Annotated in this window: 25 protein-coding genes and 1 pseudogene; 12 read left to right on the forward strand and 14 right to left on the reverse strand. The window is 74.2% G+C overall.

Going from position 1 to position 24,476, the window contains the following annotated elements; translation table 11 throughout:
• Positions 1 to 119: 119 nt before the first annotated feature.
• On the reverse strand, positions 120 to 1,097 hold the full coding sequence (locus ABTZ54_RS23730) for a LacI family DNA-binding transcriptional regulator (RefSeq protein ID WP_351666823.1): 978 nt from the start codon (positions 1,095 to 1,097) through the stop codon (positions 120 to 122).
• Between the two features lie 164 nt (positions 1,098 to 1,261).
• On the opposite strand from ABTZ54_RS23730, the gene ABTZ54_RS23735 reads away from it, so the two are divergent.
• The gene (locus tag ABTZ54_RS23735) at positions 1,262 to 2,188 is read left to right on the forward strand and encodes an ROK family protein (RefSeq protein ID WP_351666542.1); all 927 of its coding nucleotides are present in this window, start codon (positions 1,262 to 1,264) and stop codon (positions 2,186 to 2,188) included.
• Positions 2,189 to 2,307: 119 nt separating this feature from the next.
• Complete coding sequence (locus ABTZ54_RS23740; RefSeq protein ID WP_351666544.1) at positions 2,308 to 3,348, forward strand: NUDIX hydrolase; 1,041 nt, start codon at positions 2,308 to 2,310, stop codon at positions 3,346 to 3,348.
• A gap of 13 nt (positions 3,349 to 3,361) precedes the next feature.
• Here the strand turns inward: ABTZ54_RS23740 and ABTZ54_RS23745 are convergent, their stop codons facing one another.
• From ABTZ54_RS23745 to ABTZ54_RS23755, 3 genes and pseudogenes are all read right to left on the reverse strand, one after another.
• The gene (locus ABTZ54_RS23745; protein WP_351666825.1) at positions 3,362 to 3,730 is read right to left on the reverse strand and encodes a nuclear transport factor 2 family protein; all 369 of its coding nucleotides are present in this window, start codon (positions 3,728 to 3,730) and stop codon (positions 3,362 to 3,364) included.
• 24 nt (positions 3,731 to 3,754) lie between these two features.
• Positions 3,755 to 4,468: pseudogene (locus ABTZ54_RS23750) on the reverse strand (MBL fold metallo-hydrolase); the annotation flags it as partial.
• A 93-nt stretch (positions 4,469 to 4,561) separates the two neighbouring features.
• Positions 4,562 to 5,929 carry a dipeptidase gene (locus ABTZ54_RS23755; RefSeq protein WP_351666546.1) on the reverse strand — a complete coding sequence of 456 codons (1,368 nt, stop codon included), beginning with the start codon at positions 5,927 to 5,929 and terminating at the stop codon, positions 4,562 to 4,564.
• A 188-nt stretch (positions 5,930 to 6,117) separates the two neighbouring features.
• On the opposite strand from ABTZ54_RS23755, the gene ABTZ54_RS23760 reads away from it, so the two are divergent.
• On the forward strand, positions 6,118 to 7,542 hold the full coding sequence (locus tag ABTZ54_RS23760) for a geranylgeranyl reductase family protein (RefSeq protein WP_502997300.1): 1,425 nt from the start codon (positions 6,118 to 6,120) through the stop codon (positions 7,540 to 7,542).
• Positions 7,543 to 7,618: 76 nt separating this feature from the next.
• On the opposite strand, the gene ABTZ54_RS23765 is transcribed toward ABTZ54_RS23760, so the two are convergent.
• Positions 7,619 to 8,086 (reverse strand): nitroreductase family deazaflavin-dependent oxidoreductase, encoded by a 468-nt coding sequence (locus tag ABTZ54_RS23765; RefSeq protein WP_351666548.1) that lies wholly within the window; start codon positions 8,084 to 8,086, stop codon positions 7,619 to 7,621.
• A 170-nt stretch (positions 8,087 to 8,256) separates the two neighbouring features.
• Between ABTZ54_RS23765 and ABTZ54_RS23770 the strand changes: the two genes are divergently transcribed.
• The 3 genes from ABTZ54_RS23770 (at position 8,257) to ABTZ54_RS23780 (ending at position 10,938) form a co-directional block, all read left to right on the forward strand.
• A complete protein-coding gene (locus ABTZ54_RS23770) occupies positions 8,257 to 8,961 on the forward strand; it encodes a TetR/AcrR family transcriptional regulator (RefSeq protein ID WP_351666550.1) in 705 nt (234 codons plus the stop codon).
• Positions 8,962 to 9,055: 94 nt separating this feature from the next.
• Positions 9,056 to 10,276 carry a sensor histidine kinase gene (locus tag ABTZ54_RS23775; RefSeq protein ID WP_351666552.1) on the forward strand — a complete coding sequence of 407 codons (1,221 nt, stop codon included), beginning with the start codon at positions 9,056 to 9,058 and terminating at the stop codon, positions 10,274 to 10,276.
• Positions 10,273 to 10,938, forward strand: a complete 666-nt coding sequence (locus ABTZ54_RS23780) for a response regulator transcription factor (RefSeq protein WP_351666554.1) — start codon at positions 10,273 to 10,275, stop codon at positions 10,936 to 10,938. The genes ABTZ54_RS23775 and ABTZ54_RS23780 overlap by 4 nt, the downstream gene beginning before the upstream one ends.
• 7 nt (positions 10,939 to 10,945) lie before the next feature.
• Here the strand turns inward: ABTZ54_RS23780 and ABTZ54_RS23785 are convergent, their stop codons facing one another.
• Positions 10,946 to 11,680: a maleylpyruvate isomerase family mycothiol-dependent enzyme gene (locus ABTZ54_RS23785; protein ID WP_502997304.1), complete on the reverse strand. Its 735-nt coding sequence runs from the start codon at positions 11,678 to 11,680 to the stop codon at positions 10,946 to 10,948.
• 71 nt (positions 11,681 to 11,751) lie between these two features.
• Complete coding sequence (locus ABTZ54_RS23790; RefSeq protein ID WP_351666558.1) at positions 11,752 to 12,972, reverse strand: MFS transporter; 1,221 nt, start codon at positions 12,970 to 12,972, stop codon at positions 11,752 to 11,754.
• Positions 12,973 to 13,122: 150 nt separating this feature from the next.
• Here ABTZ54_RS23790 and ABTZ54_RS23795 point away from each other — a divergent pair, with 150 nt between their 5' ends.
• Positions 13,123 to 14,358, forward strand: coding sequence for an ROK family protein (locus ABTZ54_RS23795; RefSeq protein WP_351666560.1), 1,236 nt, complete (start codon positions 13,123 to 13,125; stop codon positions 14,356 to 14,358).
• Between the two features lie 105 nt (positions 14,359 to 14,463).
• Positions 14,464 to 15,225 carry an SAM-dependent methyltransferase gene (locus ABTZ54_RS23800; RefSeq protein ID WP_351666562.1) on the forward strand — a complete coding sequence of 254 codons (762 nt, stop codon included), beginning with the start codon at positions 14,464 to 14,466 and terminating at the stop codon, positions 15,223 to 15,225.
• A 67-nt stretch (positions 15,226 to 15,292) separates the two neighbouring features.
• Here the strand turns inward: ABTZ54_RS23800 and ABTZ54_RS23805 are convergent, their stop codons facing one another.
• Positions 15,293 to 15,877 (reverse strand): DUF4865 family protein, encoded by a 585-nt coding sequence (locus tag ABTZ54_RS23805; protein ID WP_351666564.1) that lies wholly within the window; start codon positions 15,875 to 15,877, stop codon positions 15,293 to 15,295.
• Positions 15,878 to 15,894: 17 nt separating this feature from the next.
• Positions 15,895 to 16,482, reverse strand: a complete 588-nt coding sequence (locus tag ABTZ54_RS23810) for a TetR/AcrR family transcriptional regulator (RefSeq protein ID WP_351666566.1) — start codon at positions 16,480 to 16,482, stop codon at positions 15,895 to 15,897.
• Between the two features lie 160 nt (positions 16,483 to 16,642).
• Between ABTZ54_RS23810 and ABTZ54_RS23815 the strand changes: the two genes are divergently transcribed.
• Genes ABTZ54_RS23815 through ABTZ54_RS23825 form a run of 3 tightly spaced genes read left to right on the forward strand, consistent with a single transcriptional unit; the run spans position 16,643 to position 20,210 of the window.
• Entirely contained in the window at positions 16,643 to 16,921 is a 279-nt protein-coding gene (locus ABTZ54_RS23815) for an SHOCT domain-containing protein (RefSeq protein ID WP_351666568.1), read from the forward strand.
• Entirely contained in the window at positions 16,918 to 17,661 is a 744-nt protein-coding gene (locus tag ABTZ54_RS23820; RefSeq protein WP_351666570.1) for an ABC transporter ATP-binding protein, read from the forward strand. Before ABTZ54_RS23815 ends, ABTZ54_RS23820 begins: the two co-directional genes overlap by 4 nt.
• Positions 17,658 to 20,210 carry an FtsX-like permease family protein gene (locus ABTZ54_RS23825; RefSeq protein ID WP_351666572.1) on the forward strand — a complete coding sequence of 851 codons (2,553 nt, stop codon included), beginning with the start codon at positions 17,658 to 17,660 and terminating at the stop codon, positions 20,208 to 20,210. Before ABTZ54_RS23820 ends, ABTZ54_RS23825 begins: the two co-directional genes overlap by 4 nt.
• 75 nt (positions 20,211 to 20,285) lie before the next feature.
• Here the strand turns inward: ABTZ54_RS23825 and ABTZ54_RS23830 are convergent, their stop codons facing one another.
• Together ABTZ54_RS23830 and ABTZ54_RS23835 are read right to left on the reverse strand one after the other, a co-directional pair.
• Complete coding sequence (locus ABTZ54_RS23830; protein ID WP_351666574.1) at positions 20,286 to 20,780, reverse strand: ATP-binding protein; 495 nt, start codon at positions 20,778 to 20,780, stop codon at positions 20,286 to 20,288.
• A gap of 171 nt (positions 20,781 to 20,951) precedes the next feature.
• Positions 20,952 to 21,239 carry a hypothetical protein gene (locus ABTZ54_RS23835; RefSeq protein ID WP_351666576.1) on the reverse strand — a complete coding sequence of 96 codons (288 nt, stop codon included), beginning with the start codon at positions 21,237 to 21,239 and terminating at the stop codon, positions 20,952 to 20,954.
• 213 nt (positions 21,240 to 21,452) lie between these two features.
• On the opposite strand from ABTZ54_RS23835, the gene cds1 reads away from it, so the two are divergent.
• The gene (cds1, locus tag ABTZ54_RS23840; RefSeq protein WP_351666578.1) at positions 21,453 to 22,583 is read left to right on the forward strand and encodes an L-cysteine desulfhydrase Cds1; all 1,131 of its coding nucleotides are present in this window, start codon (positions 21,453 to 21,455) and stop codon (positions 22,581 to 22,583) included.
• Here the strand turns inward: cds1 and ABTZ54_RS23845 are convergent.
• Genes ABTZ54_RS23845 through ABTZ54_RS23855 form a run of 3 tightly spaced genes read right to left on the reverse strand, consistent with a single transcriptional unit; the run spans position 22,540 to position 24,412 of the window.
• Positions 22,540 to 23,043, reverse strand: coding sequence for an SRPBCC family protein (locus ABTZ54_RS23845; RefSeq protein WP_351666580.1), 504 nt, complete (start codon positions 23,041 to 23,043; stop codon positions 22,540 to 22,542). The two genes, cds1 and ABTZ54_RS23845, sit on opposite strands and share 44 nt — an antisense overlap.
• Positions 23,044 to 23,103: 60 nt before the next feature.
• Positions 23,104 to 23,553 carry an SRPBCC family protein gene (locus tag ABTZ54_RS23850; protein ID WP_351666582.1) on the reverse strand — a complete coding sequence of 150 codons (450 nt, stop codon included), beginning with the start codon at positions 23,551 to 23,553 and terminating at the stop codon, positions 23,104 to 23,106.
• A gap of 31 nt (positions 23,554 to 23,584) precedes the next feature.
• A complete protein-coding gene (locus tag ABTZ54_RS23855; protein WP_351666584.1) occupies positions 23,585 to 24,412 on the reverse strand; it encodes a DeoR/GlpR family DNA-binding transcription regulator in 828 nt (275 codons plus the stop codon).
• Positions 24,413 to 24,476: the final 64 nt, after the last annotated feature.

Genomic DNA, 24,476 nt, shown 5'->3' on the forward strand with positions numbered 1-24,476 from the left:
GGGTGTCCGGACTGCGACCTTCACTTCGCTTCGCTCGTTACGGGCGCCGCCACGTCCGGACACCCCCACCCCCGCTCCGGTACCGGCCCCCTCCCCGCCGTTGTTGGGTGCGGGGGTGCTCAGGCGGGTGTGATTTCGCCTGAGCCTCGGGGGATCAGGGTGGTCGGGAGTACGACCGTCTTCGGGGGTTCCTCGGTGCCGTCCAGGCGGCGGAAGAGGCGTTCTGCGGCTGTGCGGCCCAGGGCCGCCGCGTCCTGGGCGATGACGGTGATGCCCAGGAGGTCGGCCAGTTCGATGTCGTCGAAGCCGACCAGGGCCACCGGGGTGCCGTGGGCCGCCAGGACGCGTACGGCCGTGACGGTGACGCGGTTGTTGCCCGCGAAGAGGGCCGTGACCGGGTTCGGGCCGGACAGCATCTGTCGTACGGCCTGTGTGACGCGGGCCGGTTCGGTCGGGCCGAGGGAGATCCACGTGTCGGATACTTCGAGGCCCGCGTCCTCCATGGCCGCGCGGTAGCCGCGCAGGCGTTCCGTGGCCGTGTGGATGCGGGGGCGGTCGCCGATGAAGCCGATCCTGCGGTGGCCGTGGGCGATCAGGTGGGCCACGCCCTCGTGGGCGCCGCCGTAGCTGTCGGAGAGGACGACGTCCGCGTCGATACGGCCCGCAGGGCGGTCCACGAAGACGGTCGCGACGCCCGCCCGGATCTCCGGCTCCAGGTAACGGTGGTCGGAGCCCGCCGGGATGACGATGAGTCCGTCGACGCGGCGCGCGCAGAGGGCCAGCGCCAGTTCCTGCTCGCGGTCCGGGTCCTCCGCGCTGGAGCCGTTGATCAGCAGTGCCCCGTGGGCCCGGGCGACCTCCTCCACGGCGCGGCTGAGGGGGCCGTAGAACGGGTCGGCCAGGTCCTCCAGGACGAGGCCGACCGACGCGGTGCGGCCCTTGCGCAGCACCCGGGCGCTGTCGTTGCGGCGGAAGCCCAGGGAGTCGATGGCCTCCTGGACGCGCCGTTCGGTGTCGGGGGTGACGCCGGGCTCGCCGTTGACGACCCGTGAGACGGTCTTGAGGCCGACGCCCGCTCGGGCGGCCACGTCCTTCATCGTGGGCCGGTTGCCGTATCGGTGCTCGGGGCGGCGGGCGGTGTCGGCCACGGTGTGCGGGTCCTCCGTCGGTATCGATCTCGTTGCTGTCGAGCATAGGCCCTGGACAACGTTGTCAGAGGTGGGAAGACTGTAGGTCGCTGCCGCCGTCCCACGGAGACCCCATGAGCACTGACCTCGTCGTCGCCCTCGACATCGGCGGCACCAAGATCGCCGGTGCGCTGGTCGACGGAGCCGGCCGGATCCGTGTCCGGGCGCAGCGGGCGACGCCCGCGCAGGAGGACGGCGAGACGGTCATGGGTGCGGTCGGGGCCGTGCTCGACGAGCTGGGTCGTTCGCCGTTGTGGGGTTCGGCCGGCGCGGTCGGCATCGGCAGTGCGGGGCCCGTCGACGCCTCCACGGGCACCGTCAGCCCGGTCAACGTGCCCGGTTGGCGGGACTTCCCGCTGGTCGAGCGGGTCTCCGGTGCGGCCGGGGGGCGTCCTGTCACGCTCGTCGGCGACGGGGTCGCCATGACGGCCGCCGAGCACTGGCTGGGTGCGGCGCGGGGGCATGAGAACGCGCTGTGTCTCGTGGTGTCGACCGGGGTGGGCGGTGGGCTCGTTCTGAACGGGCGGGTTCATCCTGGTCCGACGGGCAACGCCGGGCACATCGGGCATATGAGTGTCGATCTCGATGGTGAGTCCTGTGCCTGTGGTGGGCGTGGGTGTGTCGAGCGGATCGCCAGTGGGCCGCACATCGCTCGGCGAGCTCTGGAGGGTGGCTGGCGGCCCGGGCCCGACGGGGACGCCTCCGCTGCCGCTGTGGCTGTCGCCGCTCGTGCGGGCGACCCCGTCGCCCTCGCCTCCTTCGAACGGGCCGCGCAGGCGCTGGCGGCCGGGATCGCCGCCACCGCCTCCCTGGTCGAGATCGACATCGCCGTCGTCGGCGGGGGAGTGGCCGGGGCGGGCGAGGTCCTCTTCGGTCCGCTCCGGCGGAGCCTGCGGTCCTACGCCACGCTGTCGTTCGTGCGGGGCCTCACCGTCGTCCCCGCGCTCACCGGGACCGACGCCGGACTCCTCGGGGCTGCGGCGGCCGTACCCCGCACGTGATCCGTCCCGAAGTGTTACGCGGCCGGGGCCGGACCGGTTCCAGCCCGTGGCACTCCCGGGGGGTTTCCGTGGCAGGGTGGTGCGGGCAAGCCACAGGGGGCATACGAAGAGGGGGAACCGTGATCGTCTGGATCAACGGTGCGTTCGGCGCGGGGAAGTCCAGCACCGCGCGCGAGCTGGTCGATCTGATCCCGAACAGCACCCTGTACGACCCGGAGCTCATCGGTGGCGGCCTGAGCCTGCTGCTTCCGCAGAAACGTCTCGCTGAAGTCGACGACTTCCAGGACCTCGGGATCTGGCGCCGGCTCGTCGTGGACACCGCCGCCGCGCTGCTCGCCGAGGTCGGTGGGGTGCTCGTGGTGCCGATGACCCTGTTGCGGCAGGAGTACCGGGACGAGATCTTCGGCGCGCTCGCCGCCCGGAGGGTCGAGGTGAGACATGTCGTCCTCACTCCGGGTGAAACGATCCTGCGTCACCGGATCGACACGCGCAACGAGCACCCCGGCGATCCCGACGCCGAGGACCGGGCCCGTCGTTGGTGTCACGCCCACATCGAGCCGTACCGTGCCGCCTTCGGTGCCTGGCTCCGTGACGACGCCTACGCCGTCGACAACAGCGAGCTCACCCCGGCCGAGGCCGCGCGGGCCGTCGCCGACGCCCTCGACGCGGGGTTCGCCGCCCCCTGCGACATCGTCCAGACGCCCGAGCCGACCGGCGAGACCGTCGCCGCGGGCGTGCTGCTCTTCGACGAGCAGGACCGCTTCCTCCTCGTCGACCCCACCTACAAGCCCGGCTGGGAGTTCCCCGGCGGCGTCGTCGAGCCCGGCGAGCCGCCCGCCCGCGCGGGCATGCGCGAGGTCGCCGAGGAGATCGGACTCGAACTCGGCGCGGTGCCGAGGCTGTTGCTGGTCGACTGGGAGCGCCCCCAACCGCCCGGCTACGGCGGCCTCCGGCTCCTGTTCGACGGCGGCCTCCTCCCCGCCGCCGAGGCCGACCGGCTCCTGCTGCCCGGCGCCGAACTCCGCGCCTGGCGCTTCGTCACCGAGCAGGAGGCCGCCGACCTCCTCCCCCCGATCCGCTACCACCGCCTCCGCTGGGCCCTCCGCGCCCGCGAACGCGGCACCGTCCTCAACCTGGAGGCCGGAACACCGGTCGACTGAGAGGACGCGCGCCCTAAGGCCTGTCCGGGCCGTTCGGCACCGGCGTGGCCTGGTGGTAGTAGAGCCGGAACCGGCCGGCCGCGTCACGGCGCCAGATCGACGAACGGCGGGCGTGCCGGTCCTCGATACGGGTCTCGTAGGTGAGGTGGACGACTCCTGGGGCCAGGACCGTGCCCTCGAAGCGCTCCGCCGTGATCGGCGTGCTGTTCTCGGTGCCGCCGTGGAGCGTGGGCAGGGCGGCGATCATCTCCGCGCGCGTCCACCGTCGCCCGGAGGCGCCGACCTCGATGAATTCGGGGTCGAAGAGGGCTTCGGCGAGGGCACCGGAGAGGCGGACGGAGGGGTCGTGGAGGCTTCGCTCCCGGTCGATCGCCTCGGTGATGTCGGGATGCTGCGGGAGCGCCTCGGCCGCCTTCCTGAGCTGCTCGGGTGTGTCCGTCGTCACCGGGGTGCCGTGGCCGCAGCACAGGATCGTCGGGTTGAGGGTGGCCAGGCGGCGTAGTGAGGTCATGGCTTGGGGGCGGTCCGTGTGGAAGACGCCGAAGGTCACGCCCTGGACCGTGGCGACCGTGTCGCCGGTGAACAGCACGCCGTGGTGCGGGAGATGGAGCGCCAGGGAGCCGGGGGTGTGACCCGGGGTGTGGAGGACCACCGCGCCATCGCCGAAGGGGAGCTCCTCGCCGTCCGTCAGCTCACGGTCCACCCGGGTCGGTGGGGCCTCCGGGACGGTCAGGCCGTGCTCGTACAAGGGGAGCTCCCAGTCGAGCAGGTCCGGCTCGGGGACCGGGAGTTCGCCCCGGATCACCGGGGCGTCCAGCGCGTGCGCCAGGATCTCGGCGCCGAAACGGTCCGCCAGCTCCTGCGCCGCGCCCACATGGTCGCGGTGGCAGTGGGTGAGGACGATCCGGCGGATCCGGGACGGGTCCAGGCCTCCGTCGCGCAAGGCCGCCTCGATCGCGTCCGCCGCGCCCGCCCACCCCGCGTCCACGAGGGTGAGCTCCGTGTCGTCCTGCCACACGTACGCCTGGCCGATGGGCAGGCGCAGCATGTGCAGCCGGGGGGTGATCCGGACGAGTTCGACCGGGTGGGTGGCGGCGGGTGCGTGGTCTGGTGCGCTCATGGGGTGAACGTACGGTCCGGACGGCGTCCGGCGCGGGGGACTTCGCTCTGGGCGAGTTACGCCCAGAGCGTCATCCCGGTCAGGGGCGCTGGGTCACGCCCGCTTGGAGGCCGCGTAGTTCAGCAGGAAGTGCGCCTCCGCCACCGACAGGCGCTCCAGCTCCTGCGGCGACACCGACTCGTTCACCGCGTGGATCTGCGCCTCCGGCTCGCTCAGGCCGATCAGCAGGATCTCCGACTCCGGGTACAGCGCGGCCAGCGTGTTGCACAGCGGGATCGAGCCGCCCATGCCCGCCGCCTGCATCTCCTCGCCCGGGTACGCGACCCGCATCGCCTCCGCCATCGAGGTGTACGCCGGGCTCGACGTGTCCGCCTGGAACGCCTGGCCCTGCCCGACCTGCTCCATGCTCACCCGCGCGTTCCACGGGGTGTGCTTCTCGATGTGCGCGTACAGCAGCTCGGTCGCCTTCACGGCGTCCTGGCCCGGCGGCACCCGCAGGCTGATCTGCGCGCGGGCGGTCGACGGGATCGACGGCGTGGCACCGGCCACCGGGTGCGCGTCGATGCCGATCACGGTCACCGCCGGCCGCGCCCAGATCCGGTCCGCGACCGTGCCGCGGCCCGTCAGGTCCACCCCGTCCAGCACCTTGGCGTCCTTGCGGAAGTCGGCCTCCGGGTACTGCAGGCCCTCCCACACCGCGTCCGCCGGCAGCCCGTCGATGACGGTCGCGCCGCTCTCGTCACGCAGCGAGTCCAGTACGCGGATCAGCGCGGCGAGCGCGTCCGGCGCGGCGCCGCCGAACTGGCCCGAGTGCAGGTTGCCCTGGAGCGTATCGATCGTGACCCGGATCATCGTCATGCCGCGCAGCGTCGCCGTCACCGTCGGCAGGCCCACCCGGAAGTTGCCCGCGTCGCCGATGACGATCGCGTCGGCGGTCAGCAGCTCGGGGTGCGCCTCCGCGTACCGCTCCAGGCCACCGGTGCCCTGCTCCTCCGAACCCTCCACGATCACCTTGACCGTGACCGGGACGCCGCCGTTCGCCTTCAGGGCGCGCAGCGCCAGCAGGTGCATGATGAAGCCGCCCTTGCAGTCGGCGGCGCCGCGCCCGTACCAGCGCCCGTCCGCCCGCTCGGTCAGCTCGAACGGCGGGGTCACCCAGGCCGACTCGACCAGCATCGGCTGCACGTCGTAGTGCGCGTAGAGGAGGACCGTCGGGGCGTCGGCCGGGCCGGGCAGCACGCCGTAGACGGACTGCGAGCCGTCGGGGGTGTCGAGCAGCGCCACGTCCTGGAAGCCCTCGGTGCGCAGCGCGTCCGCCACCCAGTTCGCGGCGGCCTCGCACTCGCTGCGCGGGGCGACGGCCTCGTCCGCGACCGACTGGAAGGCCACCAGCTCCGTCAGCTCCGCCTTGGCGCGGGGCATCAGGGAGGCGACGGTCTCGGCGATCGGATTCGCGGTCATGGGCACGCTCCTGGTGGGTGCGACGTTGTGACGTTATGAGCGCGTCGCCGTGTATCGGTTGTACGGCGAACGCATGGCCGATCCTACGGCGCGGGTCGGCCCGGGGCGGCGCCCTGCTGCCCGGCTACCGGGTCGTAGGATGCGTGCAGAGCAGGAACCACCGGTCGGATCAGGAGCAGAAGCACATCGTGAGCAGCGAGAACGCAGACGCCGGAGCGGCGGAGCCCGGCGCGGCCGGAGCGGAATCGGTGGGTCCGGACGGGGGTCCGCCCCTGGTCTGGGACGTCGTCGTGGTGGGTGCCGGACCGGCCGGAGCCTCCGCGGCGTACGCGGCGGCCGTCGCCGGCCGCCGGGTGCTGCTCCTGGAGAAGGCCGAGCTCCCCCGCTACAAGACCTGCGGCGGCGGCATCATCGGCCCCTCGCGCGACGCGCTGCCGCCCGGTTTCGAACTGCCCTTGCAGGACCGGGTCAAGGCCGTCACCTTCTCGCACAACGGGCGCTTCGCCCGCACCCGCCGCTCGCGCCGCATGCTGTTCGGGCTCATCAACCGGCCCGAGTTCGACGCCCAGCTCGTCGAGCACGCGCAGAAGGCGGGCGCCGAGCTGCGCACCGGAGCCACCGTCACCCGTGTCGAGCAGCACGGGCAGGCCGTGCCCGACCGCCGCACGGTCGCCGTGGTCCTCGCGGACGGCGAGACCGTCCTGGCCCGTGCCGTGGTCGGCGCCGACGGAAGCGCCAGCCGGATAGGGGCGCACGTCGGGGTGAAGCTGGGCCAGGTCGACCTCGGTCTGGAGGCGGAGATCCCCGTACCGCCGTCGGTGGCCGAGGACTGGAAGGGGCGCGTCCTCATCGACTGGGGCCCCCTGCCGGGCAGTTACGGCTGGGTCTTCCCCAAGGGCGACACGCTGACCGTGGGTGTCATCTCGGCGCGCGGCGAGGGCGCCGCCACCAAGCGCTATCTGGAGGACTTCGTCGCCCGGCTGGGCCTCGCGGGCTTCGAACCGGCCCTCTCCTCCGGCCATCTGACCCGCTGCCGCACGGACGACTCGCCGCTCTCCCGCGGCCGGGTCCTGGTCTGCGGCGACGCGGCGGGCCTGCTCGAACCGTGGACGCGCGAGGGCATCTCCTTCGCGCTGCGTTCGGGCCGGCTGGCCGGTGAGTGGGCGGTGCGGATCGCCGAGGCGGGCGACGCGGTCGACGCGCGCCGGCAGGCGCTGAACTACGCCTTCGCCATCAAGGCCGGTCTCGGCGTCGAGATGGCTGTGGGCCGCCGGATGCTGGCCCTGTTCGAGCGGCGTCCGGGGCTGCTGCACGCGACCATCACCGGGCTGCGTCCCGCGTGGAACGCGTTCGCCGACATCACGCGCGGCTCGGCCACCCTGGGCGGCCTCGTCCGCGGCAACGGGTTCGCGCGCCGCGCGATCGACCTGCTGGACCGTCGCATGGACACCGAGTCGGGCGTGGGCCCGGCGGGCCGGGGCGTCGGCTCCCGCAAGGACGAGGAGCCCGGGCGGGACGAGCCGGTGGCGGACGTCGCTCCCGCCGCCGAGGTGGAGCCGGGTGAGCGCGGGGCCTCGGCCTCCGACGGCACGCAGGTGCCGGGGGCTTCCTGAGGTAGGTGACGGCCGGCCGGATCCGGCCGCGTGGGACGTGTGGACGAGGGCGGTACGGATTTGATCCGTGCCGCCCTCACTTCGTGACGGTGATGCGGAAGACCGGGTGGTCGGGGGCGGCGGCCGCCAGTTCGGCCTCGGAGGACTCGGCGGTCACGCCCTGGAAGTACTGGTTAACCTCCCAGCCCCAGCGCTTGAGGTAGCCGCGCAGCACCTCCGGCTTCTCGGCGTCCGGGATCTCGACCGCGGTGAAGTGCCGCACCTTCCGGCCGACCCGCAGCTCACCGCCGCCCGCCGCCCGCATGTTGCGGACCCACTGGGAGTGGCCGCGGGCCGACACCAGGTACTGGGCGTCCCCGTGCTCGTACGGGTTGACCGGGATGCGCTGCATCTGGCCGCTCTTGCGGCCCCGCACGGACAGCTCGGCCGAGCCGAGCAGGCTGACACCGTGCCGGGCGAGCCAGCCGACGATGCCGTTGAAGCGGATGGCGAGGGGGCTGCCCTGGAGGTAGTAAGGCTGGGGGTGGGGCTGGGAGGTCGACATCTGGGGCTCCTGTGGCGTGACGTGCGTGACGTGGGGTGATTCGGAGCGGTGCTCCGTTTTGTGAGCACTGCTCTCGCTTGACATCATCAGTGTGCACGGATCGGCGCTCCATTGCAAGAGCAGTGCTCTCGTTTCGGTGCGGTGCTCCGAGACGTGGCACACTGCTCTCCATGACCCCCGTTCAAGGAGCCCGCGCCCGCGCCCGCGTCGAGATCACCGCGGCCATCAAGGACGAGGCCCGCACCCAGCTCGCCGCCGAGGGCGCCGCCAAGCTCTCCCTGCGCGCCGTCGCCCGCGAGCTCGGCATGGTGTCCTCCGCGCTGTACCGCTACTTCCCCAGCCGCGACGACCTCCTCACCGCGCTCATCGTCGACGCCTACGACGCCGTCGGCGCCGCCGCCGAACAGGCCGACGCCGCCGCGGCGGCCAAGGCCCCCGACGACCACCTCGCCCGATGGACCGCCGTCTGCCGGGCCGTCCGCGTCTGGGCCGTCGCCCACCCCCACGAGTACGCGCTCATCTACGGCTCCCCGGTCCCCGGCTACACCGCCCCCCAGGACACCGTCGGCCCCGCCTCCCGCGTCGGCCTCGTCCTCGTCTCGCTCGCCCGTGCCGCGTACCAGGGCCGGGGCATCGCCCTCCCGCCCCTGGCGCCCGCGCTGCGACCCGAGGCCGAGCGGCTCGCCGCCGACCTGACGCCCGACCTGCCGCCGGCCCTCGCCGCCGCGCTCGTCGCCGCCTGGGCGCAGCTCTTCGGGCTTGTCTCCTTCGAGCTCTTCGGCCAGTTCCACCGGGTCGTCGAGGACCGGGACGCCTTCTTCACCGCCTCCGCCGAGCGCCTCGGCCGCGAGGTGGGGCTGCTGCCCGGCGCCTGACGCGGCGGCGGGACGCCCGTACTCCCTCGGGAGTACGGGTGAGCACCCCGCCCGGCTGACGCCCCGGCGCCCCGGGCCCGTCTAGCGTGGCGCCATGGACGCGCATCCGACGAGAGATCCCGGCCACGGCGGCCCGCCGTGGCCGCGCCGGTGGCAGTGGGCGGCACGCGAGCCGGGCGGCGGGCTGCCCTGGCGCTCCACGCTCCTCGTCGCCGTCCTCGTCCTGGTCGGCACGGGCTTCGCCGCCCACAACCAGCCCGGCCGGCTCGCCCTCGACGTCCTCGGCCGCGCGCTGCTCCTGCTCGCCTGCGCCCCGCTGATCCTGCGCCACCGGCACCCCGTCCCGGTGGTGTTCGGCGTGTCGGCGGCCACCCTCGGGTACCTGGCGGCGGGTTACCCGTACGGCCCGGTGTTCGCCGCCGTCGCCGTGGCCTGCTTCGCCGCCGTCGTGCACGGGCACCGGCGGGCCGCCTGGTGGGCGCTCGGGCTGCTGTGGGCCGGGCATCTGCTGCTCGCGCACTGGCTCTACCGCTGGCTGCCGCCCGCCGGCGACGGCCCCGCCCCCTGGGGGCAGGAGCTGCCGGTCGCCGCCTTCGCCGTCGCGATCCTCGCCGCCGCCGAACTCGCCCGGGTCCGCCGTGAGCAGTGGGCGAAGGAGCGGGCCGAGCGGGCCGCCGCCGAGCGCCGCAGGGCCGACGAGGAGCGGCTGCGGATCGCCCGCGAGCTCCATGACGTCCTCGCCCACTCGCTCTCCGTCATCAACGTCCAGGCCGGGGTCGGGCTCGCCCTCCTCGACGCCGACCCGGCCCAGGCCCGTACCGCCCTCACCACCATCAAGGCGGCCAGCAAGGAGGCCTTGGGGGAGGTACGGCAGGTGCTCGACACCTTGCGGGCCCCGGGCGACGCGCCCCGCGCCCCGGCGCCCGGCCTCGACCGGCTGCCCGAGCTCGTCGAGCAGGCCGCGGCCGCCGGGCTGACTGTGCGGACCAGGGACGAGGGGCGGCGCAGACGCCTGCCGCCCGGCACGGAGCTCGCCGCCTTCCGGATCGTGCAGGAGGCGCTGACGAACGTGGTCCGCCACTCCGGCTCGCGGACCGCCGAGGTCGTCCTCGGGTACGGTCCGGACGCGCTCGTCCTGAGCGTCGACGACGAGGGTCCGGCCACCGGCGGCGACGCGGGCGGCAGCGGCAACGGACTCGCCGGGATGCGGGAGCGGGCCGCCGCGCTCGGTGGCACCATCGAGGCGGGCACCCGGCCGGACGGCGGCTTCCGGGTGCGCGCCACCCTCCCCGTACGCCCTGAGGAGCCCTCGTGATCCGTGTCGTGCTCGCCGACGACCAGTCGCTCGTCCGGGCGGGCTTCCGCGCCCTCCTGGACGCCCAGCCGGACATCGAGGTCGCCGGTGAGGCCGCCGACGGCGAGGAGGCCGTCGCCCGGGTGCGTGAACTGCGGCCGGACGTCGTCCTGATGGACATCCGGATGCCGCACCTGGACGGCCTCGCCGCCACCCGCCGGATCACCGCCGACCCGGCGCTCGGTACGGTCCGGGTGGTGATGCTGACGACCTTCGAGCTCGACGAGTACGTCTTCGAGGCCATCCGCTCCGGTGCCTCCGGCTTCCTCGTCAAGGACACCGAGCCCGAGGAGCTGCTGCGCGCGGTGCGCGCGGTGGTGGACGGCGACGCGCTCCTTTCGCCGGGGGTGACGCGGCGGCTCATCGAGGAGTTCGCGGCCCGTTCCAAGCCGCCCGCGCGCACCACCGGCCTCGACGAACTCACCGAGCGCGAACGGGAGGTGATGGCGCTGGTCGGCATCGGCCTGTCCAACGACGAGATCGCCCGCCGTCTGGTGGTCAGCCCGCTCACCGCCAAGACCCATGTGAGCCGCGCGATGGTGAAGCTGGGCGCCCGCGACCGGGCCCAACTCGTCGTCCTCGCCTACGAGTCGGGCCTGGTCCGGCCGGGCTGGCTGGGCTGAGCGGGACTCAGACGGCCGAGTCGTCGCGCCACAGCCGGGCGAGGGCGGTGTCGCCGGTGACGGTCACCGCGTCCTGCGGAAGGCGGTTCCACAGCGTCATGTAGAGCCGGTCGGCGGGTCCGCTCAGCTCGCAGTCGGCCGGGCCGTCCGCGCCCGTCTCCGTCCGGGGGACGTCCTGGGACAGATGGACGGTCCACAGCCCGTCGCTGTCGGTGGTGCGGATCCGCAGGGTGCGCGGCCGGTCGGTGCGGACCCGGCTGCGGTCGCGGCCGTGGAAGCCGCGCAGCAGCTCGTCGATCCCGTCGGCGGCGATGTCCGGGTCGACGTGGCCGGGCCCGGCGCCGAGCGCGGACTCGGCGTCGGCGCGGTGCACGGTCGTCTCGTGGTTCTGCCGCCGGGCCCAGAAGGCGCGCGGCGACGGGGCCGGCAGGAAGGTCCAGCACTCCAGGTCCTCCGGGGCGCCGCGCAGGGCCTCGACGAGCCGGGCGTGGCCCTCGCGGGTGTACGCGAGGAGCGCGTCGCCGTCCAGGTCGGTCTCCGGGCCCGGGGAGAGGAAGGAGGTGCGGCCCTCGGCGACGTAGGCGGTGGCCCAGCGGTGGACCGTCGTGGTGTGCCGCAGCAGGTCCCGGACCCGCCAGCCCGGGCAGGTCGGGACCTCGGCGTCGGTTCCGGCCGACGTGGCGGCGTCCAGGAGTGCCTTGCCCGCCGTGTCGAGCGCGTCGATGTGCGTGTCGGTGCTCAGGGTGTCCATGGAGCGGATTATGGCGCCCCGGTCGGACAGCGCGGTCACCGGTGACGTGGGGGCGGGCTTCCTCAACTCCCGCCGTCGGCCCGCCTGTCGCGGGTCGCGTAGCCCATGGCGGCGGCGCCGGCGGCGAGGAGGGCGACGGTGGTGAGGGCGACGGGCAGGGAGAACCAGTCGGCGAGGAAGCCGATGGAGGGCGGGCCGAGCAGCATCCCGCCGTAGCCGAGGGTCGAGGCGGTCGCGACGCCGCTCGGGCCCGCGAGGGCGCCGGCGCGGGCGACGGCGACGGGGAAGATGTTGGCGAGACCGAGGCCGGTGACGGCGAAGCCGAGCAGGGCCGCCCACACGGTCGGCGCGAGCGCCCCGAGGAGCATGCCCGCGGCGGCGGTCAGTCCGCCCGCGACGAGGGTGCGGGTCTGGCCGAGCCGTTCGAGCAGGGCCGTGCCGGACAGGCGTCCGGCCGTCATGGTCAGCGCGAACAGCGCGTACCCGGCCGCCGCGATGCCCGGGTGCGCGTCCAGGTCCTGCGCGAGGTGCAGGGCGCCCCAGTCGGCCAGGGCTCCTTCCCCGTACGCCGTGCACAGCGCGATCACGCCGAACACGAGCACGGCCTTGCGGGAGCCGGTGGGCCGCGCGGCGGAGGGGTGCGCGGGGAGTGCCTCCGGCGGGGCGGGGGAGGGGTGACGCAGGAGTACGGGTCCGGCGGCGGCGGTCAGGACCAGTCCGGCGACGGTGAGGCCGAGCAGGTGCGCGGTGGGCGAGAGGCCGCCGGCGACGAGCCCGCCGAGCCCGGCGCCGACCATGCCGCCGAGGCTGAAGGCGGCGTGGAAGCTGGGCATCACGGGCCTGCGGAGCGCGGCGACGAGGTCGACGGCGGCGCTGTTCATGGCGACATTTATCCCGCCATACGCGGCGCCAAAGGCCAGCAGGACGAGGCCGAGGGCGAGCGGGGAGTGGGTGAGGGGCGGCAGCGCGAGGGAGAGCGAGAGGAGGATGGCGGTGACGACGGTCACGGGGTGGCTGCCGTAGCGGCGGCAGAGGCGCCCGGTGAGCGTCATGGTGACGACGGCGCCGGCGGAGACGCCGAGGAGGGCGAGTCCGAGGTCGCCGGCGGAGGCGCCGGTCTGCTGCTTGATGGCGGGGATGCGGACCACCCAGCCGGCGAAGAGGAAGCCGTCGAGGGCGAAGAAGAGGGTCAGGGCGGAGCGGAGGCGGGACAGGGGGAGGGGAGCGGTGTCTCCGCTGGGTCCCCCCGATACGGCCGTCCGTACTTTGTTTAGTAGCGGCACAAACTCAGGATAGGGGTGGCGGGGCCCAGGATTCAAGACGGGCTCCGGCGGGCCCGTCGCGGCCGTTCCCGGCCGGGGGAGCGGGCGAGACCCGGCCAAAGCGAGGGCGGCGGGGGCTCGGGGCGGGCCGATCATGGGAGACTCGGGCCCATGAACGGCAAGGCGACGACGACCACGCGGACACGGCTGGACAGGGGGCGCAGCGCGCTCGGACCCGCGCTGGAACTGGTGCACACGGGCCGGGCGCCCACCCGGGCCGTCCTCACCGCCGAGCTCGGTGTGACCCGCGCCACCGCCGGAGCCGTCGCCGCCGAACTGGAGGCGCTCGGCCTCATCCGGGTCGACTCCAACCCCGGCGCCGCGGCCGGCTCGCAGGGGCGCCCCTCGCACCGCCTGTCGGTCGACGAGAAGGGCCCCGTCGCGCTCGCCGCGCAGGTCCACGCCGACGGCTTCCGCGCCGCCCTCGTCAGCCTCGGCGGCACGCTCGTGGCCACCGCCCCCGGCTGCGTCACCGTCTCCGCCGACCCCGCGCAGGTGCTGGGCGCCGTCGTCGAGGCGGGGGCCGGGCTGCTCCGCGAGACGGGCCGCCGCTGCGTCGGCGCGGGCCTGGCCGCGCCCTCTGCCGTGGCCGAGCCCGAGGGGACCGCGCTCAACCCGCTGCACCTCGCCTGGCCCGCGGGCGCGCCGGTCCGCGAGATCTTCGCCGAGCGGGTGCGGGCCGCGGGGATCGAGGGCCCGGCCTTCACCGGCAACGACGTGAACCTCGCCGCCCTCGCCGAGCACCGCCACGGCGCGGGGCGCGGCGCGAAGGACCTGCTGTGCGTGGCCACCGGGCATCGCGGTGTCGGCGGCGCGCTCGTCCTCGACGGGCGCCTGCACACGGGGAGTTCGGGCCTCGCCCTGGAGGTCGGCCACCTCACCGTCAACCCGGAGGGCCGCCCCTGCCACTGCGGCTCCCGTGGCTGCCTCGACGTCGAGACCGACCCGCTCGCCTTCCTCACCGTCGCCGGCCGCGCCCCCGGCCCCGAGGTCTCCCTGCTCCAGCAGGCCCGCGACCTGCTCCGCGACCACGCCGACGACCCCGGAGTACGGGCCGCCACCGAGGAACTGATCGACCGCCTCGGCCTCGGCCTGGCCGGCCTGGTCAACATCCTCAACCCGGACCGCATCATCCTCGGCGGCCTCCACCGCGAACTCCTCAACGCCGACCCGGGCCGCCTCCGCGCCGTCGTAGCCGACCGCAGCCTCTGGGGCCGCAGCGGCGGCGTCCCGATCCTCCCCTGCACCCTGGACCACAACAGCCTGGTAGGCGCCGCCGAACTCGCCTGGCAGCCGGTGCTGGACGACCCGCTCGCGGCGCTGGGGGGGTTGGTGGGGGCCGAGTAGGGGCGCGTCGGGCCGGGGTGCCCCGTCCTGAGCCTCTGGCCCCGGCCGCTGCGCCGCCGCAAAACCGCTGGGATCGCAGGTCATGGCCGACTAAGGTCCCGGCTCATGACTGTTGATGATCTTCCGCCGCGCTTCGGCAGCGGCCTCGTCTTTCACGGACCCCTCTCCGAGGGCAGGGCCGGGCGGCTCGTGGCGCGGATCGCGGCGGCTTCGCCGGGGTCGGTGCTCGACATCGGGTGTGGGCAGGGCGAGTTGATGCTGCGGGTGCTGGAGGCCGTGCCCGGGGCCGAGGGGGTCGGGATCGACATCGACGGGGACGAGCTCGTCCTCGGGCGGGAGCTCGCCGCCGGGCGGGGGCTCGCCGAACGGGTCGAGTACGTCGAGGAGTCCGGGCTCGGCACCGCGCACGGACCCGCCGACGCGGTGCTGTGCCTCGGGTCGGGTCAGGCCCTGTGCGCGGAGGGCACGTACGACCTGGGGGTCATCCTGCGCGAACTGCGCCGCCTGGTACGGCCCGGCGGACGCGTCCTGCTCGGTGAGGGCTTCTGGCAGCGCACCCCCACCGAGGCGGAGCTCGCCACGATGTGGCCCGGCGCCGCCGTGGGCGACCACCCGCCGCTCGCGGAGCTCGTCGAGCTCACGGTCGCGGCGGGCTTCCGGCCCCTGTGGGTCGAGACCGCCGGCGACGAGGAGTGGGAGGAGTTCGAGTCCGGGTACCGGCACGACCTCGAACTCTGGCTCGCCGCGAACCCCCGGCACCCGCTGGCCGCCGAGACCCGTGCCCGCGTCGACCGTCAGCGCGCGGCCTGGCTCGGCTACCGGGGGCTGCTCGGCATCGCGTATCTGACGCTGGTGCCGGTGGACTGACGTCGGCGGGGGTGCAGGACGATTCAGGCCGTCCGGGTCACCACGGGCGGCCCGATCGGAGCTCCGCTCACCACAAACGGCCCGATCGGAGCTCCGCCCGGCCGGGCGCCGACAGGTGCAGCACCTGGAAGCGTTCGCCCGCCCCGGCCGGGGCCTCCGTCCCGGCCCACAGGGTGAAGGTCAGCAACTCCCAGTGGCGCGGGTCGATCGCCAGCGCGCTCGCCACCGCACCCCCCGCCCGCGCCTCCTCCGCGTGCCGCTCCACCGCCTCGGCGACCGCCTCGCCCGGCGTCGTGCCCTCGGCGAGCGGAGTCGCGCGGCGCGTCGCCGTCCGGGGCGCGTGCGCGGCCGCCGGGCCCTCCTCGTACGCGAGTCCCGTCCAGTGCCGCACGACGGGCCGGCCGAAGTCGTTCACGATGCCCTGGAAACCGGGGCCCCAGAGGAAGGAGTTCATGCCTTCCGGTGTGGCCCAGAGATAGAAGGGCGCGTACGCGTTGGCCGGTGAGCCGTCCTCGCGCTCCCGCATCAGATACGCCTTCAGGGCCAGGCCCGGGAAGGCGTCGAGGAGATGGCCCCGGGTCGCCACCCGCGCGCGGATGATCCCCATGTCGTAGTCGGCGGGCAGGGTGATCTCGTACTGCATGGCGTGCACGGGACTCGCTCCTCGGTTCAGCGGGTACGGGAGGACAGCAGCGCGAGCAGGCCGCGTACCGCCTGGTCGAAGGTGGCCGGTGAGCCCGACGCGCGGGCCAGGACATAGCCGCCCTGCACGGTCGCGACGACCGCCGCGGCCACCTCCTCCGGGCGTAGCCCACCGGCCAACTCGCCGCTGTCCAGGCCCTCCTGGACGATCCCGGCGAGGCGTCCGCGCAGCCAGTCGAGCGTCTCGTCGACCGGCGCCCGCAGCTCCGCGTCCGCCACGACGTCGGGATCCATCGTGAGCCGCCCCACCGGGCAGCCGCGCAGCACGTCACGCTCGCGCAGCAGATACGCCTCGATGCGCGCGTACGCCGAACCCTCGCCGCCCAGGACCTTCTCGGCCCCGGCCCGCAGCTCCTCGGCCGTGCGCCGGATCGCGGCGAGCGCGAGGTCGGGCTTGCCGGTGAAGTGGTGGTACATGCTGCCCTGCCCCGCCCCGGCGGCCTGCTGGATCGCCTTCGGGCTCGTGCCGACGTAACCGCGCTCCCAGAGGAGCTCGCGGGTGGCCTCGATCAGTCGCTCGGACGTACTGCTGGCGCTCATGAGCCGACTGTACATACCAGTAGGTACAGAGTCGAGAGAAGGGGGCGGGGGCCTTTGTACTCCCCGTGGGGTACGGGCGAAGCCGCTGGTCGTACGACGACTCCGAGGGGGTCTCGGGGCGAGGCTCGAAGCATCCACCGAACCCTCGCATCCACCGCACGAGGAGCTGAGCACGATGAACACCCTCGCCTACGCGGGACCCGGCCCCTGGGTCCTGCTCTTCCCGTTCGTCTGGGCGGCGGTGATCGTCGCCGTCGTCACCGTCCTGCGCCGCTTCGGCCCGCGCCGCCACCGCGGCCCCTGGACCCCGCGCGTCGACGAGCGGTCGCCGATCGCCCTGCTTGGCCACCGCTTCGCGGCCGGCGAGATCGACGAGGACGAGTACTGGCGGCGGCTGACCGTCCTGGAGGAGCAGTTCGGCCGTACCTCCGGGGAGAAGGGGCGGCGGTCATGACCGCCCCCGCCGCCCGCGTCGTCGACGCCGTCAAGGTGTACGGCGGCGGGGACACCGAGGTCAGGGCCCTGGACGGGGTGAGCGTCGACTTCCCGGCCGGACGCTTCACCGCCATCATGGGCCCCTCGGGCTCCGGCAAGTCCACCCTGATGCACTGCGCCGCCGGTCTCGACACCCTCACCTCCGGCTCCGCCCTGATCGGCGACACCGATCTGTCCGCCCTCGACGACCGGCGCCTGACGCTGCTGCGCCGGGAGCGGATCGGCTTCGTCTTCCAGGCCTTCAACCTGCTGCCGACCCTCACCGTCGCGGAGAACATCACCCTGCCCCTGGACCTCGCGGGCACCGCCCCCGACCGGGCCCGGCTCGACGCGCTGATCGACGCCGTGGGGCTCCGCGACCGGCTCCATCACCGGCCGGGCGAGCTCTCCGGGGGTCAGCAGCAGCGCGTCGCCGTCGCCCGGGCCTTCGCCGGGAGCCCGGACGTCGTCTTCGCCGACGAACCCACAGGCAACCTCGACTCCCGCTCCGGCGAGGAGGTGCTGCGGCTCCTGGGCGACACCGTCCGGCGCACCGGCCGGACGGTCGTCATGGTCACCCACGATCCGGTGGCCGCCGCCCACGCCGACGAGGTCGTCTTCCTCGCCGACGGGCGGCTCGTCGACCGGATGCCCCGCCCGACCGCCGACGGGGTCCTGGACCGGATGAAGGCCTTCGACCGCAGGGGAGCGGTGACATGACCAGCACGCTGCGGCTGAGCCTCTCCTCCCTCCGCGCCCACCGGCGCCGCTTCCTCGGCACCTTCGCCGCCGTCCTGCTCGGCGTCGCCTTCCTCACCGGCACCCTCGTCATGGGCGACACCCTGCGGGCCGGTTTCGACACCCTGTTCGCCGACGCCAACCGCGGCACGGACGCCGTGGTGCGCAGCACGAACGTGGTGACGGTGGCCGGGGAGGCGCAGGGCACCCGCCGCCCCGTCGACGCCGCACTCGCCGACCGCGTCGCCCGCGTGCCGGGCGTCGCCGCCGCCGTGCCCCGCATCGAGGGGGCCGGGCAGCTCGTCGGCGCCGACGGCAAGCCGGTCGGCGGGCAGGGGCCGCCCACCCTCGCCGGATACTGGATCCCGGACCCCGAGCTCAACCCGTACGCCCTCGCCGAGGGCCGCGCCCCGCGGAAGAGCGGCGAGGCCGTCGTCAACCGGGGCGCGGCGAAGGCCGCCGGCCTGACGCTCGGCTCCACCACCGTCCTGCGCACCCCCGACCCGCTGCGCGTCACCGTCGTCGGCCTCGCCACCTTCGGCGGCGCGGACGGCATGGGCCAGGTCACCTACACCGGGCTCACCCGCGCGGACGCCGAGAAGTACCTCACCCCGAAGGCCGGGGACGCCTCCGACATCCTCGTACGGGCCGGTCCCGGGATCTCCCAGCGGGAACTGGTCGCCGCCCTGGACCCCGTACTCCCGAAGGGGGTCGAGGCCCTGACCGGGCAGCAGGCCACTGACGAGAGCAACGCGTCGGTCTCCGGCCGCTTCCTCACCCTCTTCACCACCTTCCTGCTTGTGTTCAGCGGAGTCGCCCTGCTGGTCTCGGTGTTCTCCATCCACAACACCTTCGCGATCGTCGTGGCCCAGCGGACCCGCGAGAACGCGCTGCTGCGCGCCCTCGGCGCCGCCCGGCGGCAGGTCGTCGCGATGACGCTGACCGAGGCCGTCGCCGTCGCGGTCCTCGCCTCCGGGGCCGGTCTCCTCGGCGGCATCGGCGTGGCCGCCGGGCTCCAGGCGCTCTTCCCGGTGATCGGCTTCCCCTTCCCCGAGGGGGACCTGGTGGTCAAGGGCCTGTCCCTGGCCCTGCCGTTCGCCGTCGGGCTCGCCGTCTGCGTCGGCTCGGCCCTGCTGCCGGCCGTACGGGCCGGGCGCACCGCGCCGCTCGCCGCGCTCCGCGAGACGGCCGTGGACGACTCCGCCGCCTCCCGCACCCGTACCGTCGCGGGGGCCGGACTCCTCGCCCTGGCCGTGGGCCTGGCCCTCGCCGGGGTGCTCGGCCCGCCCTCGCTGTGGCTCGCGGGCAGCGGCGCGGTGCTCGCCCTGGCCGCCTTCGTCGTCCTGGGCCCGCCGGCCTCCTCGTACGCGGTACGGATCCTCGGCGGCCCGCTGCGCGGCGCCAACCGCGGTCTCGCGCGCCGCAACGCGCTGCGCAGCCCCCGGCGGACCGCCGCCACCGCCACGGCGCTCATGATCGGCGTCGCCGTCGTCTCGCTCTTCACGGTCTTCGGGGCCTCGCTCAAGACCACCATGGACCGCACGGTCTCGCACTCCTTCGCCGGGGACCTCGCCATCGGCTCGCCGTCCTTCGGGGCGGGCGGCAGCGGCCTGAGCCCGAAACTGGGGCCCGCGGTGGCGGCGCTGCCCGAGGTCGAGACCGCCGTCGGGCTCGGCCGGGGCGTGGCGGAGGTCGACGGCCGGGGCCGGGCCCTCACCGTCACCGACCCGGCGGCGCTCGCCCGTACCTTCGACCTCGGGACCGTACGGGGCTCCCTGGACGGGCTCGGCACGGACGGGCTCGCCGTCGCGTCCGCCGAGGCCGACCGGTACGGGCTGGCCCCGGGGCGCACGGCCCGGCTGACCTTCGCCGACGGCACCCGGCGGACCTTCACCGTCAGGGCCGTGTACCAGCGGTCCGAACTGGCCGGGGACTATGTCCTCACCCGCGCCGCCTGGGCCCCGCACCGCGCCCAGGACGCCGACCGGCTGGTCGCCGTCGCCCTCCGGGACGGTGTCTCCACGGACGCGGGCAAGGTGGCGGTGGAGCGGGTCGCGGCCCGGTACGGCAACCCGCAGGTGCAGACCAGGGACGCGTACGCGCAGTCGTCGGCGGCCGGCATCGACATGATGCTGACGCTCGTCTACGCGCTGCTCGCGCTCGCGGTGCTGATCGCCCTGCTCGGGATCGCCAACACGCTGACCCTCGCCGTCCACGAGCGCACCCGCGAACTGGGCCTGCTCAGGGCCGTCGGCCAGACCCGCTCCCAACTGCGGGCCATGGTCCGCTGGGAGTCCGTCCTGATCGCCGCCTTCGGCACGACCGGAGGGCTGCTCCTCGGCGGCTTCCTCGGCTGGGTCCTGGTCCGCGCCTCCGACGGCGCGAGCGACAGCGCCTTCGTCTTCGCCCTCCCGCCCGCGCAGCTCGCGACCGTCGCCGCGGTCGGCCTCGCCGCCGGAGCGACCGCCGCCTGGCGCCCGGCCCGGCGGGCCGCCCGGCTGGACGTCCTGCGGGCCATCGCCACGGAGTGACGGGGCGTCGGATCGGAATCCGGCCCTGTACGCCGGTCCCGTGCGCCGGAGCCGGTCCGTGCGCCCGAGCCGGCCTCAGCGCACCAGCGCCGCCGACTCCAGCGGGCCCGCCGTCATCGCCCCGTACATCACAGGGGAGCTCGGCGGGTCCGCCACCGGTGACGGGGGTGCCTGGAGTGTGAACCAGACGACCTTGCCGGAATCGCCCTGGGGGCGGACGCCCCAGCTCTCGCTCATCGCCTCGATGATGGCGAGGCCGCGGCCCGAGGTGGCGAACTCCTCGTCATCGGCGGCGGGTTCGGCCAGGTCCGGTATCCGCGGATCGTGGTCGCGGACCGAGACGGTGAGACGGTCGAGCAGCAGCTCGACCTCCACGGTGCACGTCTTGTCGGTCCTGGCGTGCCGGTGGACGTTGGTCAGGAGCTCGGTGACCCCGAGCGCGGCAAGGTCGATCAACGTGTCGAGCTGCCAGTGGCGCAACTGCGCCGAAACGATTCTGCGGACCTGACCGATCCGCGACGGCAGGGCCTGGAGCTCCACCGTGCAGTACCTGCTGGGCTCGCTGATCACGGCTGCGACTCCCCGAAATAGGTCCGGAAGAAGACGGAGGTTCGGATCTGTCATGCGGTGTAGCAGGACGGTGGGCCGGCTCGCAGCGTCACCGCCGGTAAACCCTCGGTGAGGTGGTCCCAGCCTGGACCAGTGGTGACCGGGCCGCAACTCGCGGCGACTCGCCGCAGGTCAGGACCGCGGACCGGATTTCCTGAGCACATCGAGCAGCCGCCCCGAACCCGCCATGCCGGAGATCCGGTAGCGCGTGCCGTTCACCGTCGCGACCGCCTCGTCGGACTTCGCGAACCAGGGCCGGCCCGCCCGGACCTTCTCCACCGGCGCGCTGTCGATCTCGCTGCCGTAACTGGTCAGCAGGGAGAGCCGGCCGTCCTCGACGCGGACCTCGCCCGCGCGGGTCAGCGACCTGGGCCAGCGGTCGATCCGTACCCCTGTGGCCGTGAACTCGGGTTCCGTCATCTTGCTCCGCCCCCTTCGCGCAGGCACTCCCACCCCAGTGTGCCGGGCCGCCGCCCCCGGCACCAGCAGGCCTCTCCCAGGAGCCGCGCGCACCCCGCCGCGCGGGCGCCTGCAAGCCACCCCTATGGACCCCCAAAGGGAACGTTTGCCCAGGTGAGAGGGGTATTGTCGATGCGTGGGGCACCGTTGCACATCCCATGAGAAGAGGCGCACATGACCAGCACCGACGACCTCGCGCGCAGCGCCATGGTCACCGTCGACGTCGACCGCAGCGACCCCGGTTACCGGTCCTGGCTCAAGGACGCCGTGCGCAAGGTCCACGCCGACGCCAACCGCTCGGCCGACACCCACCTGCTGCGCTTCCCGCTCCCCGAGAGCTGGGGCATCGACCTGTACCTCAAGGACGAGTCGACCCACCCGACCGGCAGCCTCAAGCACCGGCTGGCCCGCTCGCTCTTCCTCTACGGCCTGTGCAACGGCTGGATCCGCCCGGGCGCGCCCGTCATCGAGGCCTCCAGCGGCTCGACCGCCGTCTCCGAGGCCTACTTCGCCAAGCTGATCGGCGTGCCCTTCATCGCCGTGATGCCGCGCACCACCAGCCCCGAGAAGTGCCGCCTGATCGAGTTCCACGGCGGACAGTGCCACTTCGTCGACGACTCGCGCACGATCTACGACGAGGCCGCCGCGCTCGCCGAGCGCACCGGCGGCCACTACATGGACCAGTTCACGTACGCGGAGCGGGCCACCGACTGGCGCGGCAACAACAACATCGCCGAGTCGATCTACCAGCAGCTCAAGCTGGAGCGGTACCCGGAGCCCGCGTGGATCGTGGCCACGGCCGGCACCGGCGGCACCTCGGCGACCATCGCCCGCTATGTGCACTACATGCAGCACGACACCCGGGTGTGCGTCGCCGACCCCGAGAACTCCTGTTTCTTCGACGGCTGGACCCACCACGACCCGGAGGCCACCTCGGACTGCGGCTCGCGGATCGAGGGCATCGGCCGGCCCCGGATGGAGCCCAGCTTCGTGCCCGGCGCCATCGACCGCATGATGAAGGTGCCCGACGCGGCGAGCGTCGCCGCCGTCCGCGCCCTGGAGACGGCGATCGGCCGCAAGGCCGGCGGCTCCACCGGCACGGGCCTGTGGAGCGCGTTCAAGATCATCGCCCAGATGGTCGCGGAGAAGCGCACCGGCAGCGTCGTCACCCTGATCTGCGACCCGGGCGAGCGCTACCTCGACAAGTACTACTCGGACGCCTGGCTCGCCGAGCAGGGCCTCGACATCGCGCCGTACGCCGCTACGGTCGAGCGCTTCCTGGCGACGGGTGTCTGGCCGGAGTGAGCCGCCGCTCCAGGTTGCGCATCGCGTCCCGGAAGGACTTGCCGACGCCCGGCCGGGCCAGCCGCATCGCCAGCCGGCAGGGGCCGTTCCCGTCGACGGCCATGGTCCAGCGGACCCGGGTGCCCTCCGCCGTGGGGGAGAGCACCCACTCCTCCAGGAGCGCGGAGAGCCCGGGGGCGTTGGTCCGGTCGACCCGGTAGGCGTAGCGGGCGCCCGGGTCGGTCGCCAAGATCGTCTCGCGGAACTCCACCCCGCCCCGCAGCCGGACCGTCCGTCCCGCGCCGCCGTCGGTCGGCGTGGCGGACGTCACCGCGCCGAACCACGCCGGTGTGCTGGCCACTTCCACCGCCAGCGACCGGTACACCGCCGCGGGCGGGGCGGCGAGTCCGGTGGTGAACACCAGGCGCAGGGGCGCGGACGCGACGAAGTCGAGCTCCACCGGCCTCAGTCGGCGTGCCATGGGCGGTACCTCCCGTCGGGCGGGGCGTGGTTGCGGAACCCCACCGTAGCTGACAAGTCGTCAGTTCCGTAGTAGTCCGTCCAGGGCCCGGCCGAACAACACCCTTCCCGCCAGGGCCAGTACGGGATCGAGGGCGGCCGGAACACCGCGCAGGCGCAGCTCCTCCACCCACACGATCCGGCTGCCCGCGGACCCGTCCGCCCCCTCGGCGCCCGTCACCTCGAACGACGCCGAACCCCGTACCGCCCGCCCCAGCTTCACCAGCCGGCACACCCCCGTGCGGCCCGGCGCCGGAGGTTCGAGGGTCACGACCTCCATCGGGTCGTCGAAGGCGAGCCGCCCCACCCCGGTCCTGGCCGTGAACCGGGTGCCCACCGCGTTCGGTCCCGCCGTGAGCACCGTCGTGCGCGTGAACGGGACCCGCGCCCCGTGCGCCGGCCAGTCCGTAAGACGCCGCCACACCTCCGCGGGCGGCAGCGGCACCGTCCGCTCGATCCGGAAGCGGCTCATCCGGGCCGCCCCGCCCGGACCGGCCGCGGCCTCACTCCGGCTCCTCGCCCGCCACCACGAGCCCCGGCAGCCGCTCCGCCATCTCCTCGCGCACCTCCGCCGACAGGCCCGGGTCCGTCACCAGGGTGTCGACCTCCTCCAGCGTCGCGAACGAACTCAGCCCCACCGTCCCCCACTTGGTGTGGTCGGCGACGACCACCACCCGGCGCGCCGCCTGCACGAGCCGCCGGTTGGTCTCGGCCTCCGCCAGGTTCGGCGTCGACAGACCGGCCTCCACCGAGATGCCGTGCACCCCCAGGAACAGCGCGTCGAAGTGGAGCGAGCGGATCGCCTGGTCGGCCACCGGCCCCACCAGCGCGTCCGACGGCGTGCGCACCCCGCCGGTCAGCACCACCGTCGCCGCCCCCGGCCGGGCCTCCCCGCCGGAGCCCGCGTACTGCGCCTCGTAGAAGACGTCCGCGACCCGCACCGAGTTGGTCACCACCGTCAGGTCCGGCACGTCGAGCAGATGCCGGGCCAGCGCGTACGTGGTCGTACCGCCCGAGAGGGCGATCGCCGTCCCCGGCCGCACCATCGCGGCGGCCGCCCGGGCGATCTCCTCCTTCGCCCCGAGCTCCAGCGCCGACTTCGCCTCGAACCCCGGCTCGTGGCTGCTCGCCTCGACCACCGGCACCGCCCCGCCGTGCACCTTCGCGACCACCCCCTGCCGGGCCAGCGCGTCCAGGTCCCGGCGGACCGTCATGTCGGAGACGTTGAGACGGCGGGTCAGCTCGTTGACCCGGACGCCCCCGCGCCGCCGCACCTCGTCGAGAATCAGGGCGCGCCGCTGTTCCGCGAGGAGGTTCTGATTGTCACTCATCCGCCGGGGCCGGTCCTTTCCGTAGGGAAGAGGGGAGAAATGGGGAATGGGTAGAAGGGGTGTC

The organism is Streptomyces sp. NPDC094032, assembly GCF_040303965.1.
GTDB lineage: Bacteria > Actinomycetota > Actinomycetes > Streptomycetales > Streptomycetaceae > Streptomyces.